The organism is Mesorhizobium sp. M0815, from assembly GCF_040319995.1.
Taxonomy (GTDB): domain Bacteria; phylum Pseudomonadota; class Alphaproteobacteria; order Rhizobiales; family Rhizobiaceae; genus Mesorhizobium.
This window is the reverse complement of record NZ_JAMYOU010000007.1, coordinates 17,557-32,817: the sequence shown is the minus strand read 5'-3', so window position 1 is coordinate 32,817 and position 15,261 is coordinate 17,557. Positions and strand designations below refer to the sequence as shown.

Here is a 15,261-nt window from a genome sequence, read left to right as displayed (position 1 = left end):
CGGCGCATGAAAAAACTGATCCTCGTCATTCTCGGGCTGACGCTGGCGGCAGCCATGTTCGCCGCGCAAGCGGCAACCATGGTGCCGCCCGGCAACCGCAACACCGAGCAGCCCGACATACCGGGCGCATCCAGCCGGCGCACCCAGGCGACCAACACCACCTTCCAGGCGAAATACCGCAAAGTGTTTGCGCTGCTCCAGAACGATGCCGAGCTGCGTGGCAAGATCATGCAGGCAGCCGCGGCCTATGGCATCGACCCGATGCATATCGTCGGCGCCATCGTCGGCGAGCACACCTACAATGTCGATGCCTACGACCGGCTGCAGACCTACTACGTCAAGGCGATCTCGTATCTGTCGAGCAAACTCTCCTTCGCCTATGAAGGCGAAGACATCACCGATTTCGTGCAACGGCCGCAATTTGCCAAGTGCGCGGGCAAATCGGACAGTTACGAACTCTGGGAATGCCGCGAGCAGGTGTGGAACCGGTCGTTCCGCGGCAAGACCGTCAACGGCGAGAGCTTTCCCAACGACCGCTTCGGCGCGACTTTCTTCCAGCCCTATTATGCCGGCCAGACTTTTGGTCTTGGCCAGCTCAATCCGCTGACGGCACTGCAGATGAGCGATCTCGTGCACAAGGTTTCCGGCCTGCCGGAGCTCGACGTCGGCGACCCGAACGCGGTCTACAAGACCATCATGGATCCTGACCTGACCCTGCCTTATGTCGCGGCAACGATCCGGAAGTCGATCGACGCCTATAAAAGCATTGCCGGCTTCGACATCTCAGGCAATCCCGGCATCACGTCGACGCTCTACAATGTCGGCAATCCGGAACAGCGTGCCTATGCGCTGAAGGCCGAGAACGACAAGCGCCGCGCTGCGGGCGAGCCGGAAAAGCTGCCTGAGGAAAATTACTATGGCTGGCTAGTCAACGACAAGCTGCCGGAGCTGAAGGCGCTGTTTTAGCGGTGAAGGTCTGCGGTGGAGCCTGCGCCAGGAAATCGCCTATCTGCTTGAACTCTGTGGCTTCGAACCCGTCGATCCTTTCAAGGGATCGCCCCCGGCTGGGGAACAGCTTTGTCGCGCGCGCGATCTGATGGGCAGCAAGGGGTGGATATTGTTGAAAAAAGTCCGGCGCATCCCTAAGCGAACGCCGCCAGCAGAATCCCATTTCCATTGTCAGATCTCTTGCGGAATCTGGATCCGTAATAGGTCTCCGTTCGGTTGCCTACTAAGAGAGGTAACGGGATGCATAAGCGTATGCGAAGTTGGGGCAAAGGAGTGCAGATGAGTGATCCGCTTAGGTCCATTGATCGGCCCGGTTTAGGGCGTGCAACGATGGGCTACCAGCCGGCCGAGAATGATTTGTTGAGCGAGGTGCTGCGCGATCTACGCCTTGCCCATGCGAGATATGGCCGCAGCGAGTTGACGGCGCCCTGGGGCATCGCCGTGCCGTTCAGGGAGGGTGTACGTTTTCATGCGATGCTCGAGGGTCATTGCTGGATACAAGCCAAGGGCTTGCCGCCGCTGCTGCTCGAAAACGGCGATGTGCTTCTTCTTCCCCACGGAACAGAGCACACTATGTCCGATCGGCCAAAACGGCGAACCTTGCCGCTCGCCGATGTCAAACCAGCGTTGATCGGGAACGGAACTTACGAGTTGAAGTCTGGCGGCGGCGGCGCGCGATCGTTGATCGCATGCTGTACGATCGGCTTTGAGGGCCCGACAGCAAATCCGCTGCTGGAACTGCTACCTTCTGTGATGCACATCCGGCATGCCGAGCATGGCGATACTGACCTACCAAGCCTCATTGCGATGATGGCGCGCGAGGCTGAAGGGCAAAGAATCGGCTCGGCAACGATAATGGCGCGCCTTGCCGATATTGTCATGACGCAAGTAATCAGAACCTGGGTCGAGACATGTTCCGACGATCTGACTGGTTGGCTGGCGGCCGTGCAGGATCCACAAATCGGGTCGGCGCTTGCAAGAATCCATCGCTCCCCTGGGGAAGACTGGCCAGTCGATCGCCTGGCTGCATTGTCCGGGCTGTCGCGATCGAGGTTCTCGCAGCGGTTCAAGAGCCTGTTGTCGGTATCCCCCGCCCGCTATCTCCTGCAATGGAGGCTTCGGCTGGCGGCATCCTGGTTGCGTAACGGATATATGTCGCAGTCACAGATCGCATCGGAGTTGGGATATGAGTCCGATGCGTCCTTCAGCAGGGCGTTCAAACGCTTCATGGGTGTCTCACCCGGCGCTATCCGAGATTCAGGGCTGCGTGTGAGCGGAACAGAATCCTGATCGGGTTCATGCGAGGCTGTTTCGACCAGCCGCAGATACGCTCCTGTTGCGACCGCGTGTAATACGGAAAATACGCGCGACAAACGGTCAAATATTCAGTCGTTTCTGCCATAGCAACGCCATACCAGCATCTGCCAATTTCAATGGCCGCAACCACTTCGGTCGGCCGTTCCGGCAGGAGTACCACATGGCGCTGACGTTGCCTGATCTTCCTCGACCAACCGCTGGCGAAGACACGCCCTATTGCGTTATCGCTAAGCATCGCGCCACTCCCGGCCAAGGCTCCGCGCTTGTCGCCCGTATGCTTAAAGATCTCCAAGCGACGAGATCGGAAGCCAGCTGTCTTCAATTCCACATCCATCGAGATCGGACCGACCCCGATCTCATCGTTATCTACGAGGTCTGGCGCAGTATCGATGCACTCAAGAGCCACTTCGGCGAAGCCTATGTCCAGAGCTTCGTCGTAGATGCTGGTGAGCTCGAACCGGGCGACATGGAGACGCAGTGGCTGGAGATGCTGAGTCCGTATGCCAGCGGCAGAGATCCAGGATGAACGGTGACGAGCAGTCTCTTTCGAATCAGCGTGTCGTGATCGTCGGCGGGACAAGCGGCATGGGCATGGGTGCGGCCCGCGCAGCCTGTCAAGCAGGCGCCGACGTCATTGCGCTCGGGCGGCGCCCTTCAGCGAGAATGGTTGCAGAGCAAAGGGTCCACGGTTCGATCACGTTCCAGTCGCTGGACATGACCGATGATACAGCGGTCGAGCAAATGTTCGAAACACTAGGGACGCTCGACCACCTTCTCATCACCGCGACCCCGCCGAGTCCGGGAGGTCCCTTCCTCTCCCAGACGATGGCCAACGCGCAGGCCGTTCTGCACGGCAAGCTCTTGGGCAGTTGGTCTTGCGCGCAGCACGCAGCGCCTAGGATGCCGAAAGGTGGTTCGATCACATTCACGACCGGTGGCTTGGTGACCAAGCCTCGCATGGGCGCATCGATGATGATGGTCGCCTTTGCTGGTCTGGAGGCGCTGACGCGAGCCCTTGCGCTCGAACTCGGTCCGATCCGCGTCAACACAATCCGACCAGGCGTCATAGACAGCGAAATGTGGGCCGGCATGCCGCAGGCGAAGCGCGCGGCGTTTTTCGCGCTTGTGCGTCAGCGCTTCCCGGCAGGACGCGTCGGAAAAATCGACGATATCGGCAAGGCCGCACTTTTCCTGATGGCCAATGACTTCGTGACCGGCGCCGTTATCGAAGTTTCCGGTGGTGAAACGCTGGTCAGCATCGAATGACGGAGAGGTATGAGATGAGTATCCACGAGTTCACCCGACAAAATTCGCAACGATTGCCCCAACTGAGCGCGTCATAGCAATTCCCGGGCGAGCGATGAGCTGGAGATAAAGTATGATCAAGACACTACACGTTGCCCTATTCGTCGTTGCGTTCGTCCTCCCCATTCCTTTCGGCGCATTGGCTCAAGGCAGCTCGGCTGCAGCCGAGCCCCCGACCCAGTCGGAGTTGCCGAATTGGCTTCGCCGTGGATTGCCGGGCCCGGGGCATGAGGTCCTGGCGCCAATGATCGGCACCTGGCGCGTCCAGATGAGCTTCTACGGCACACTCGGCCGTAGCCCCGATCAGCCGCCGCTCGTGACGGACGATCTCATTAGCCATCGTCAGTGGTTGGCGGGCGGCCGTTACATCGAAGACATAATGGAGGGAACGCTGGATGGAGCGCCGGTCTGGCGCAAAGGATGGCTCGGCTACAGCATCATGGACGGACGTTACGAGTGGGTCACGATCGATCCTGTCAACACAACCATGATGTATTTTAAAGGCGTCCCTAATTCGGGGGATCAAAGGCCGATCAGCATGTCCGGCACCTTTACCGACCAGGGCGTGGCGGGCGAAGAAACAGTCGGCAAGCAGGTCGGCATGCGCACTGTAATCAAAATCGAGAACAACGATCGCCACATCATTGAGCTCTATTTCACGCGTCCCGGACAGCAAGAAACACTGGCAACGCGCGCCGTCTATACGCGACTGAAGGCGTGAGCGATCGCTCAAGGGTGGCTCGGACGTTGTAAGTAGCTTGCGCGGGTTCCATCGCTCGGCCGGGATATGCCGGGAAGGTCGAGTTCAGTTCCGACGATCTCAAAGCGTCCAGTTCGGCGCCTGGAACTGCTTTGAAAGACGACCGGACGCTGAGCGCCCGGCAAGTCAGAGATCGGACTCTGAACGAAGCGCGTTCTCGGAGCTGAGATGAGGATCAGTCCAGCGAACATTGCCCCGAGCAGGCACACCTCTCCGACTTCTGCGCCGATCGCGGTGGAGAGACCGGCCATCGCTAGCTCCTCTATCAACTCGCTCAGCCGGACGACAGGGTCGGCAGTCGAAGCAGGCTGGTTCTATCGACGGCGGCCGCCTTGCCACGGCCTGCCAATGCGGGATCGATTCCGGCATCGCGTAGCTGGCGGTCGCTAAGTTGAGCCAGCTCACGCCGTTGCGCTGCGGCCCTAAGGGATCGGGCGACGACCAGGTGCATAACACGGAGAACACACTGGACTGGAGGCGTCATGATAGCCTCTTTTCACAGAGCCCCGGCCGTATACGGGCAGGGCGGCGGGCTGTGGTCAGCCCGTCTACTGAGGAGAGAGGGTCGCGCTGCGATTTCAGAAGGAGGAAATTCGGTTACATCTGAAACTCGGTTGGCTGGAAGGGGTCGTCTCGGCCGTGACGGCAAGCGCTTAGCTGACATCTGGGATCGAGATCGGATCATTCGCCTCATGGCAACCTTTCGGCGCAAAGTCGCGCGAACGACCCCGTTCCAACCCTCATGAGACGTTTCCATCGCGGGCAGGAACGACCGCTCAGGGTCGTCTCCCGCCATCAGGTGCAGGATTGTCACCACCAGAACGGCAAGCGCTCCGCAAGTTCTTTCAAATGGCTCTGGAACCCGCGCTGGCTCATGTCGCCAGCAGCGACTTCAGCTTGATAGTTTGCGAGCCTAGCGCTTCCGGCGCCGGCTTTGCCCTTTTCGCGATCAGCATCTCGGCCAGCCTTATGTCGCGGGCGACCGCGTTGCCGGGGCCGATGCCACTTGCCGCAACCAGCCTGCCGTCCTCGGCGAGATGGAACAGGATGAAGGCGCCGTCGCCGAGCTCGCGACGCACAATGCTGCGGCCTTCGTCCGACAGGCCGGCGATCTGCAAGGTCAGGCCGTACTGATCCGACCAGAACCATGGCACCGCCGCGTGGGCCTCGCCGGCGCCAAGCATGTTCCTGGCCGCAAGCGCGCCCTGCTCCTGCGCATTGCGCCAGGCTTCCAGCCGCACTCGCCGGCCGCCATAGATGGCGAGCGGAAACGAGCAGCAATCGCCGGCGGCAAAGATGTCGGGGTCGCTGGTGCGAAGCTCGGCGTCGACGGCGATACCATTGTCAATCGTCAGCCCTGCCTCCGCGGCAAGTCCGGTCACCGGCACGGCGCCGATGCCGATCACGGCAAGATCGGCGACAATGTCGTGTCCACCGGCAAGCACGATGCGCACTTCGGCGCCGTCATCGGCAATGGCGTCGATGCCCTCGCCGCACAGGATTTTTACGCCTTCGGCTTCATGCGCCTGATGGATAACCTGCGCGATCTCGGCCGGCACGCCGCGCATCAGAATGCGCGGCTGCGCCTCGATAACGGCAACAGTGGCGCCGAGCCTGCGTGCCGCCGTGGCGAGCTCGAGACCGATGAAGCCGCCGCCGATGATGGCGACGCGATTTCCGGCGCTGAGATGAGCGCGAATGGCCAGTGCGTCGTTGAAGGTCCGCAGATAGACGCAGCGCCCGCCAAGGCCCGGAATCGGCAGCTTGCGCGGCAGCGACCCTGTCGCCAGCAGGAGCTTGTCGTAGGCCAGGACCGAGCCGTCCGACAGGCGCACGACATGCGCCACGCGGTCGATCGCCATCGCCTGAACCGAATGGATATGCCTGATCGATCTTTCGGCCAGGACCGCCTCACTGGCGATCGCCTTGATCAGGGGCGCGTCGGCGACCATCGCGTCTTTCGACAGCGGTGGCCGCTCATAGGGCAGATGCGGCTCGTCGCCGACCAACGTCACCGGGCCATCATAGCCGAGCTCGCGCAGCGCAAGGGCGGCGCGCCCGCCGCATTCGCCGGCGCCAATGATGACCATTCCCTTCGTCATCATCAACCGATCCGGACAAGGACTTTGCCGGCGTCGACTTTGACCGGATAGGTCCTGAGATCGACGCAGACCGGCGCGCCCCTGGCAGCCCCAGTCTTGTAATTGAAGCGGCCATTATGCTTCGGGCATTCGATGATATCGTCCATCACCAGCCCGTCGGCCAGATGCACCTTCTCATGCGTGCAAAGCCCGTCGGTGGCGAAATACCCGTCCTCGGGGCTGCGGTAGATGGCGAAGGTGCGACCGCCATGGTCGAACCGCATCACATCCTCCTCGTCGATGTCCTCGGCGTCACAAGCCTCGACCCAGTCGCTCATTTGCGCCTTCCCCGATTCTTGGTGCCCCGGCGTAGGCTTGTCATTCAGCAGCCACCGCAACAGCAGCGTTATCGTTGTGGAAATCCTCGCGATAGGGCCTCGCCGTCGGCGGCAGTTCGCGCTTGATGAAATAATCCTCATTGCGCAGCTGGCGCAGGAAAGCCGGTATCATCTCGCGATAGCCGGCCAGGATGGACGGTGTCGGCGCCGGCAGATCGTGCTTGATCAGCTCATGCAGCCTGGGCAGCGCATGGTAGGGCACCATGGGGAACATGTGATGCTCGACGTGGTAGTTCATGTTCCAGTAGATGAAACGGCTTATCGGGTTCATGTAGACGGTGCGGCTGTTCAGCCGGTGATCGGTGACGTTTTCAGCCAGGCCGCCATGCTGCAGCAGGCCGACCATGACATGATGCCAGGCACCGTAAAGCCTGGGCAGCCCGACCAGCATCAGCGGCAGGAACGAGCCGGTAAGAAGCGCCAGCGCGACCGTCGCGGCATAGATCGCCGTCCAGATGCGAGCAATGCGGATTGCCTTCGGCTGCTCCTGGTCGGGAATGAAGGTTCTTTCGGCCGGACTGATGATGCCGGCCGCATTGCGCAGCATGTCGCTCATCGCATGCCAGGCATCGAGAATGCCGACGAAATTGAGCACGACGCGCAGCAGATCGGGCGGGCGCATGACCGAGATCTCCGGATCGCGGCCGACGATGATGGTATCGGTATGGTGGCGCGTGTGGCTCCAGCGCCAGGTCACCGGGTTGCGCATGATCATGAAGCAGGCGATCTGATAGACCACGTCGTTCATCCACTGCGTCCTGAAGGCGGTGCCGTGGCCGCATTCGTGCCAGCGTGAATCGGTGGAGGAACCGTAGAGGACGCCATAGACGAAGAAGAACGGCACGCACCACCAGCTGCCCCAGAACAAGGCGGCGCCCGCGCCGCTGAGGATCATGGCGCCGAGCCAGATGATGGTATCGCGGATCGCCGGGCCGTCGGAGCGCTGCATCAGCTCCTTCATCTGCTTGCGCGGCACGTCGGTGTGATACCACTCGGCCGCCGCCAGCCCGCTCTCGACGGCAAGCTTCGCGTCGCGGCCGACCAGGCTGTAGTCGCGTTGGGACGCTGCTGCTGAGGTTGTGTTCCCGGTTTGGAGTCCAATATCCACCATGGCGGAGGCCTCGATCATATTCGGTCAGTGTTCAAAATAACGCCGAGCGCTGATAGACTCAATATCACAAAGATAGTTTCTATCATTTTCCATCAGAATGGTTTAAAAGAGTCGGATAGTTGGAGCGAGGCAGCGATGGCGAAACGGCCGACGATCACCGACCTGGCACGCATTTCGGGGGTCAGCGTTGCCACCGTCGACCGGGTGCTGAACAACCGCTTGCCGGTGCGCGAGGAAACCGCGCGCCGCGTCTATGACGCCGCGACCAGCATCGGCTATCACGCGGCCGGATTGATCAAGCAGCGGATGCGCCATGAATTGCCGGAGTATCGCCTCGGATTTCTGCTGTTGCGGCGGGAAGACGTCTTCTACAGCGAATTTGCCCGCGAACTTGAACTGGCAGTATCGCAGTCGCCGCGCTTTCGAGGCGTGGCGACCATCGACTTCGCCGATTCGCTGGCGCCGGATGAGATCGTCGAGCGGATGCGCAAGCTGGCAGCCAAATCCAGGGCCGTCGCCTTGGTCGGGCCTGATCACCCGACGCTGACGGTGGCCGTCGAGGCGCTCAAAGCCAACGGCGTACCGGTGTTCTCCCTGCTTTCCGACTTTGCGTCCGGCATTCGCGAGGGCTATGTCGGCCTCGACAATCGCAAGGTTGGCCGCACCGCTGCCTGGATGATCTCGAAGGCCGCGAAGAGACCTGGCAAGGTCGCCCTCTTCGTCGGCAGCCATCGCTTCCACGGCCACGAGCTTCGCGAGATCGGTTTTCGCTCCTTTTTTCGCGAGCAAGCGCCGGAATTCACTCTCCTTGAGACGTTGGTCAATCTGGAAGCGAACCAGATCACGCATGATGCAATGATCGAGCTTCTGGCCCGCCACCCCGATCTTGCCGGCTGCTATGTCGCCGGTGGCGGCATGGAAGGCGCGATCTCGGCGCTGAGGGAGGCAAAGCCGGCAGAGATGCCAGCGGTCGTCTGCAACGAGATCACGCCTGACTCCCGCGCGGCGCTGGCGGATAATTTCCTGACGATGGTGATCTCGACGCCTCTGGCAGCGCTTTGCCGCGAGCTTGTCGGGCTGATGGCGCATGCCATCGAGACCGGCGCCGCGAATGCGCCGGGTCAGACCTTTCTGCCCTTCGACATTTATCTGCCGGAAAACATCTGACGTCGCGGTCATTGGCGGCAGACATGATGTAATCTATCAGAACGCTTTCAGGCCTGGCTTGCCTGAGCGTTCGTCTAAAAGAGCTCGAAATGCCGAAAATCCATTCCTCATGGCGAAATCTCGCTTGACGCCCACGCGAAATGGAATAAATATTTCACCAACTGAGCATTTTGGTTCTTTCGTTCCGGAAGATCTGTTTCAGGCAAATGCCTTCCGGAACTAAAATGGCAATCGGGAGAGAATTCCCTGCGAGATCGGGGATTCCGGGTAGATCGGTGCAGCCGGACACCAATGTGGAGGAGAAATAAAATGAAAAAACTGCTTTTGGGCGTCGCGTTCGCGGCGCTAATGAGTTCGTCCGCCTTTGCTGCCAAGATCGGCGTGTCGATGGCGTTGTTCGACGACAATTTTCTCACCGTGCTGCGCAACGGCATGATCGAGCAGGCCAAGGGCATGGACGGCGTCGAGCTGCAGGTGGAAGACGCGCAGAACGACGTCGCCAAGCAGCTCGACCAGATCAAGAACTTCGCCGCCTCGGGCGTCGACGCAATCATCGTCAACCCGGTCGACACCTCGGCCACCCAAGCGATGTCGGACGCAGCCGCCGCTGCCAAAATTCCGCTGGTCTATGTCAATCGCGAGCCGGTCAACGTCGACACGCTGCCGGAAAACCAGGCTTTCGTCGCCTCGAACGAAGCCGATTCTGGCACGCTCGAGACCAAGGAGGTCTGCCGCCTGTTCAAGGAAGCCGGCAAGAAAGAGGCCAATGTCTATGTGATCATGGGCGAGCTGTCGAACCAGGCCGCGGTGCAGCGCACCAAGGACATCGATGATGTGATTGCCACGCCGGATTGCAGCTTCATCAAGATCATCGACAAGCAGACGTCGAACTGGAAGCGCGAAGAAGCGCAGAACCTGATGACCAACTGGCTGTCGACCGGCAAGCCGTTCGACGGCGTCATCGCCAACAATGACGAGAGCGCCATCGGCGCTATCCAGGCGATGAAGGCCGCCAATATCGACATGAAGTCGGTTGTCGTCGGCGGCGTCGACGCTACCCAGGACGCGCTAGCGGCGATGCAGGCGGGCGACCTCGATGCGACGGTGTTCCAGGACGCAGCCGGCCAGGGCGCTGGCGCGCTTGATGCTGCGCTCAAGCTAGCGAAGGGCGAGAAGGTCGAGCACAAGGTCTACATCCCGTTCCAGCTGGTCACGCCGGCAAATATCGACAAGTTCCTAAAGAAGAACTGAGGCGGACCTGTCCGATACGGAGCGGCGCGCCAAAGTAAGACAGCGCCGCTCCGCTTTTTCCCCCTCGGCCTGAACAGCGCCGGGTGGAGACCGTGGCTGACGGAGGAAGCACGATTGGCACAGACATCTCACGGCGTCGGCGGGCTCAGCTATGATGCGAAGCGGCGCGCATGGCCGGCCGAATTCAACGTCTTCCTGGCGCTCGTCATCCTGGTCGGCGCTTTCGAGCTGATCGGCCGGGTTTTCCTGGGCGACAGCTTCCTGTTCAATACCCGCGACAATATCGATGCGATCTTCAACGAAGCGCGCCTGCAGATCATCATCCTGCAGGTGTCGATCGTCGGTATCATTGCCATCGGCGTGACGCAGGTGATCATTACCGGCGGCATCGACCTGTCCTCGGGTTCGATCGTCGGCGCCACGGCGATGATAGCCATGAGCTTCGCCCAAGTGGCGACGGTCAACGGCAACCCGAACCCCAAGGCGATGTTCATTGCCCAGGGCTGGACCGACCTGCCGGTGATCGTGCCGGTGCTCGTCGCAATCGGCTGCGGCCTGCTGGCCGGCCTGGTCAACGGTGCCTTGATCGCCTACACGCGCATCCCGCCGTTCATCGCCACGCTTGGCATGATGGTCACCGCGCGCGGCATCGCCAAATGGTGGTCGAAGGGGCAGCCGATCTCGTTTCCGACCGAGAGTTTCGCCGCCATCGGCAAGGGGCTGATGCCGGTCATCATTTTCATTTCGCTGGCGGTGCTGTTCCAGCTGATCCTGAGCTACACCAAATATGGCAAGCACTGTTATGCAATCGGCTCCAATGAGGATGCCGCGCGCATGTCCGGCATCAACATCGCCAACCACAAGATCCTCGTCTACGTCATTGCCGGCATCCTTGCCGCGCTCGCCGCCGTGGTGTTGAGCTCGAAGAATCTCACTGCCCAGGCCGGCATGGGTGTGATGTACGAGCTCGATGCGATCGCCATGGCGGTCATCGGTGGCGTGTCGCTGTCGGGCGGCCGCGGCTCGATTATCGGGACGGTGATCGGCTCGCTGATCTTCGGCGTCATCATCTCCGGCTTCACCTTTTTGCGCCTCGACGCCTATTATCAGGAGATGGTCAAGGGCGTGATCATCGTCGGCGCAGTCGTTCTCGACCAGTGGCGCCAACGCCTGCGGGCAATGAGGGCTTGATCATGTCGGACATCGTCCTGAAAACCGAAAACCTGACCAAGTATTATGGCGGCGTCCATGCGCTGGAGGGTGCCAACTTCGAGCTGCGCAAGGGCGAGCATGTCGCCATCATGGGCGACAACGGTGCCGGCAAATCGACCTTCGTGCGCCAGATCACCGGCGTCGAGCAGCGAACCAGCGGCAGGATGTCGTTCGACGGCAAGGAAGTGAATTTCGCCGGGCCGATCGAAGCCCGCGAGGCGGGCATCGAGACGGTGTTCCAGAACCTGGCGCTCGCCGACGACCTCGACGTGCCGTCGAACCTGTTCCTCGGCCGTGAAAGAGTGCTGTTCAATCTTGGGCCCTTCTCGATCCTCGACCGCAAGTTCATGCGCAAGGCGACCGAAGCAGCCCTGGTCCGCACAGCGGTCAAGATCCCCAACCTTTCCAACACCATCCGCCACATGTCGGGCGGCCAGCGCCAGTGCGTGGCGATTGCCAGAACCGCGACCTTTGCTTCCAAGCTCATCATCATGGATGAGCCGACGGCGGCGCTCGGCGTGCAGGAGACGATGCAGGTCGAAAACATCATCCGCACGCTGAAGGAAAATGGCGAGCCGCTGATCCTGATCTCTCACAACATGCGTCAGGTGTTCGATCTGGTCGACCGCATCGTCGTTTTCCGGCGCGGCCGCATCGTCGCCAATTTGCGCAAGCAAGATACCGATGGCAACGATATCGTCTCCTACATCACCGGCGCCAAGACCGGGCAGGCGGAACTTGCGGCGTAAGGCCAACGTCGTGTTACGGGGGCTGACACGCCTTCTCTTTCCAACCATTCTCAAAGGAAATTCTTCATGCTTCGCTTTGCTCTTCTCGGTGCCGGCCGTATCGGCAAGGTCCACGCCCGTGCGGTGGGCTCCAACCCGCAGGCCAGGCTGGTTGCGGTTGCCGACGCCTTCGAGAAGGCGGCGACCGATTTGGCCTCTGCCTATGGCGCCGAAGTGCGCAGCATCGATGCCATCGAAACTGCCAGCGATATCGATGCGGTCGTCATCTGCACGCCGACCGACACCCATGCCGATCTGATCGAACGCTTCGCCAGGGCGGGCAAGGCGATCTTCTGCGAGAAGCCGATCGATCTCGACGCCGGCAGGGTGGAACAATGCCTGGCCGTCGTCGACAAGGCCGGCGCCACCCTGATGGTCGGCTTCAACCGCCGCTTCGATCCGCATTTTGCCGCCGTGCGCAAGGCGATCGACGACGGTGCGATTGGCACAGTCGAAATGGTGACCATCACCTCGCGCGATCCCGGTCCACCGCCGCTCGACTATATCGGCCGCTCGGGCGGCATCTTCCGCGACATGACCATCCATGATTTCGACATGGCGCGCTTCCTGCTCGGCGAGGAGCCGGTGGCGGTCAGCGCGCACGCTTCGGTGCTGGTCGACAAAAAGATCGGCGAGGCCGGCGACTTCGACAGCGTCAGCGTCATCCTCGAAACTGCCTCCGGCAAGCAATGCGTCATCTCCAACTCGCGCCGAGCCACCTATGGCTACGACCAACGCATCGAGGTGCATGGCTCGAAAGGCATGATTGCGGCCGAGAACCAGCGGCCGGTGTCGATCGAACTCGCCAATGAGAAAGGCTATACGCGGCCGCCGCTGCACGATTTCTTCATGACTCGTTATCTCGACGCTTATGCCAACGAGATCGCTGCCTTCATCGCGGCAGCGACGTCAGGCAAGAAGGCGGCGCCGAGCGGCAAGGACGGGCTGGTGGCGCTCAGGCTGGCAGATGCGGCGCTGAAATCGGCCAAGGAAGGCAAGACCGTCCGCCTCGACAAAACAATCTGACTATCAAGCACAGGAGCAAGGCGATGAACGGTTCAGCCGGTCGCAATTCCGAAACACGCGCCATCGTCACCGGCGGCGCACAAGGCATCGGCTTTGCCGTCGCCGAAGCGCTGGCCGATGAGGGCTGCCGGGCGCTAGCGCTGATCGGCCGCTCGAAGGAGAAGGGCGACAAGGCTGTCGCCATCCTCAAGGGGGCAGGCGTCGATGCCATCTTCATCAGCGCCGATGTCGCCAAAGTCGCCGACTGCAAGCGTGCGGTCGAAACGGCGATTGGCCATTGCGGCACCGTCAACGCGCTGGTCAACGCCGCCGCCACCTCGGCTCGCGGCTCACTGGTCGAGACCTCAGAGGATCTATTCGACCAGATATTCCAGACCAATGTGCGCGGCCCGTTTTTTCTGATGCAGGGCGTGGTGGCGCATCTGCTGGCGCGCCAGGCACCGGGCTCGATCGTCAACGTACTGTCGATGTCGGCGCATTGCGGCCAGTCGTTCCTGGCGCCCTATTCATCGAGCAAGGGAGCGCTGGCGACGCTGACCAAGAATGTCGCCAATGCCCATCGCGGCAATCGCATCCGCTGCAACGCGGTGCTGCCCGGCTGGATGGACACCGAGGGCGAGGCAATCGTGCAGAAGAAATGGCATGACGCGCCGGACGACTGGCTTGAAAAAGCCGAGGCCGCGCAGCCGATGGGCCAATTGGTGAAGCCGGCGCAACTTGCCCGATTGATCAGCTATATGATCAGCCCGCAGTCCGGCGTCATGACCGGGTCGCTGGTCGACTACGACCAGAGCATCGCGGGGGCGTCACCGGAATAGGATCAGCCGTGTAGCCTTGCGTCAGAAGCAGTTTGCCATGAGTGGCCGAGATGCCCCAAAATATCAAAGCCGGCATAATCGGTTCCGATCGACCTCACTCAGGCACACGGGCTCTGAAACCCTCTCCTTCCCTGTTGCCGCCGTATCGCCATTCCCATATAGTCAAGATAGTCAGAATGGTCATGGGAGGTCGAAATGCCGTCTGCGCCCAGAGAGGATACTAACTGGACGGTCGCTGGGGCAAAGGCCCGGCTCTCGGAGGTTATCGAGCGCGCGCAATCTTCGCCGCAGACGATCACCAGAAACGGTAAGCCAAGCGTGGTTGTCGTCTCGGCCGAGGAATGGCAGCGGAAGACCGCGCGCAAGGGTACGCTTGCGGAGTTCCTGCTGGAGTCGCCGCTGCGCGGCGCCGATCTCAACCTTGAGCGCCAGCGCGACGAACCGCGTGATCTGCCGCTGTGAGGCTTCTGCTCGATACGAATGTCCTGTCCGAGGTGACAAGGCCGGCGCCGGATGTGCGCGTTCTGGACTGGCTGGGCGGGCTTGATGAGGACCGCTCATTCATTAGCGTCGTGTCGATCGCGGAGATCCAGCGCGGCGTCGCCCTCATGGACGAGGGCCGGAAACGCGAGGCACTGGCCGAATGGCTCGCACGGGACCTGCCGCAGCGCTTCGAGCAGAGAGTTCTTCCGGTGGACGAACCGGTTGCCTTGGCGTGGGGCGACCTGATGGGCCTTGCGAAGCGCCGCGGTCGCGGTCTGTCGTCGATGGACGGCCTGATTGCAGCCACGGCGATTGCGCAGGAACTCACCTTGGCAACGCGTAACACGAAGGATTTCGAAGACTTCGGAATTGAACTCGTCGATCCCTGGACTGCATGAACCCGCTCGGCGCTGCATGCTGGGCCACTACGTCAGTAGCATCATCAGACACGTGACAATCGCCTCGGCTTCGACTATATGAGCCTCATGATCAACCTGACCGCCACCTATTGGTACTTTAGCAGCTCGCTGGCGGCG

17 protein-coding genes are annotated in these 15,261 nt (G+C 61.2%); 13 read left to right on the top strand and 4 right to left on the bottom strand.

Annotated elements, in window-relative coordinates; translation table 11 throughout:
• Positions 1 to 6: 6 nt before the first annotated feature.
• The 5 genes from NKI01_RS10560 to NKI01_RS10540 all read left to right on the top strand — a co-directional run bounded on the left by NKI01_RS10560 (position 7) and on the right by NKI01_RS10540 (position 4,351).
• Positions 7 to 966, top strand: a complete 960-nt coding sequence (locus NKI01_RS10560; protein ID WP_023718256.1) for a DUF1402 family protein — start codon at positions 7 to 9, stop codon at positions 964 to 966.
• A gap of 321 nt (positions 967 to 1,287) precedes the next feature.
• Positions 1,288 to 2,298: an AraC family transcriptional regulator gene (locus NKI01_RS10555; protein ID WP_352495256.1), complete on the top strand. Its 1,011-nt coding sequence runs from the start codon at positions 1,288 to 1,290 to the stop codon at positions 2,296 to 2,298.
• Positions 2,299 to 2,485: 187 nt separating this feature from the next.
• Positions 2,486 to 2,851 carry a putative quinol monooxygenase gene (locus tag NKI01_RS10550; RefSeq protein WP_023718254.1) on the top strand — a complete coding sequence of 122 codons (366 nt, stop codon included), beginning with the start codon at positions 2,486 to 2,488 and terminating at the stop codon, positions 2,849 to 2,851.
• Positions 2,848 to 3,591 (top strand): SDR family oxidoreductase, encoded by a 744-nt coding sequence (locus NKI01_RS10545; RefSeq protein ID WP_352816613.1) that lies wholly within the window; start codon positions 2,848 to 2,850, stop codon positions 3,589 to 3,591. The genes NKI01_RS10550 and NKI01_RS10545 overlap by 4 nt, the downstream gene beginning before the upstream one ends.
• A gap of 112 nt (positions 3,592 to 3,703) precedes the next feature.
• Positions 3,704 to 4,351: a DUF1579 family protein gene (locus NKI01_RS10540; RefSeq protein WP_352495258.1), complete on the top strand. Its 648-nt coding sequence runs from the start codon at positions 3,704 to 3,706 to the stop codon at positions 4,349 to 4,351.
• 313 nt (positions 4,352 to 4,664) lie between these two features.
• Here the strand turns inward: NKI01_RS10540 and NKI01_RS10535 are convergent, their stop codons facing one another.
• From NKI01_RS10535 to NKI01_RS10520, 4 genes are all read right to left on the bottom strand, one after another.
• Positions 4,665 to 4,841, bottom strand: a complete 177-nt coding sequence (locus NKI01_RS10535; protein WP_352963187.1) for a YjiS-like domain-containing protein — start codon at positions 4,839 to 4,841, stop codon at positions 4,665 to 4,667.
• Positions 4,842 to 5,262: 421 nt separating this feature from the next.
• Positions 5,263 to 6,492, bottom strand: coding sequence for an NAD(P)/FAD-dependent oxidoreductase (locus NKI01_RS10530; RefSeq protein WP_023718251.1), 1,230 nt, complete (start codon positions 6,490 to 6,492; stop codon positions 5,263 to 5,265).
• A gap of 2 nt (positions 6,493 to 6,494) precedes the next feature.
• On the bottom strand, positions 6,495 to 6,809 hold the full coding sequence (locus NKI01_RS10525; protein WP_023718250.1) for a MocE family 2Fe-2S type ferredoxin: 315 nt from the start codon (positions 6,807 to 6,809) through the stop codon (positions 6,495 to 6,497).
• A gap of 40 nt (positions 6,810 to 6,849) precedes the next feature.
• Positions 6,850 to 7,980, bottom strand: a complete 1,131-nt coding sequence (locus NKI01_RS10520; protein WP_051409640.1) for a fatty acid desaturase family protein — start codon at positions 7,978 to 7,980, stop codon at positions 6,850 to 6,852.
• A gap of 135 nt (positions 7,981 to 8,115) precedes the next feature.
• Between NKI01_RS10520 and NKI01_RS10515 the strand changes: the two genes are divergently transcribed.
• The 8 genes from NKI01_RS10515 (at position 8,116) to NKI01_RS10480 (ending at position 15,123) form a co-directional block, all read left to right on the top strand.
• Entirely contained in the window at positions 8,116 to 9,147 is a 1,032-nt protein-coding gene (locus NKI01_RS10515) for a LacI family DNA-binding transcriptional regulator (RefSeq protein WP_023718248.1), read from the top strand.
• A gap of 309 nt (positions 9,148 to 9,456) precedes the next feature.
• Positions 9,457 to 10,398, top strand: coding sequence for a sugar ABC transporter substrate-binding protein (locus tag NKI01_RS10510; RefSeq protein ID WP_023718247.1), 942 nt, complete (start codon positions 9,457 to 9,459; stop codon positions 10,396 to 10,398).
• A 114-nt stretch (positions 10,399 to 10,512) separates the two neighbouring features.
• The gene (locus NKI01_RS10505) at positions 10,513 to 11,589 is read left to right on the top strand and encodes an ABC transporter permease (protein WP_352495260.1); all 1,077 of its coding nucleotides are present in this window, start codon (positions 10,513 to 10,515) and stop codon (positions 11,587 to 11,589) included.
• Between the two features lie 2 nt (positions 11,590 to 11,591).
• A complete protein-coding gene (locus NKI01_RS10500) occupies positions 11,592 to 12,359 on the top strand; it encodes an ATP-binding cassette domain-containing protein (protein WP_023718245.1) in 768 nt (255 codons plus the stop codon).
• Between the two features lie 66 nt (positions 12,360 to 12,425).
• On the top strand, positions 12,426 to 13,424 hold the full coding sequence (iolG, locus tag NKI01_RS10495) for an inositol 2-dehydrogenase (protein WP_023718244.1): 999 nt from the start codon (positions 12,426 to 12,428) through the stop codon (positions 13,422 to 13,424).
• 23 nt (positions 13,425 to 13,447) lie between these two features.
• Positions 13,448 to 14,242 (top strand): SDR family oxidoreductase, encoded by a 795-nt coding sequence (locus NKI01_RS10490; RefSeq protein ID WP_023718243.1) that lies wholly within the window; start codon positions 13,448 to 13,450, stop codon positions 14,240 to 14,242.
• A gap of 195 nt (positions 14,243 to 14,437) precedes the next feature.
• Positions 14,438 to 14,704, top strand: a complete 267-nt coding sequence (locus NKI01_RS10485; protein WP_023718242.1) for a type II toxin-antitoxin system Phd/YefM family antitoxin — start codon at positions 14,438 to 14,440, stop codon at positions 14,702 to 14,704.
• The gene (locus NKI01_RS10480) at positions 14,701 to 15,123 is read left to right on the top strand and encodes a type II toxin-antitoxin system VapC family toxin (protein WP_023718241.1); all 423 of its coding nucleotides are present in this window, start codon (positions 14,701 to 14,703) and stop codon (positions 15,121 to 15,123) included. The genes NKI01_RS10485 and NKI01_RS10480 overlap by 4 nt, the downstream gene beginning before the upstream one ends.
• Positions 15,124 to 15,261 lie beyond the last annotated feature (138 nt).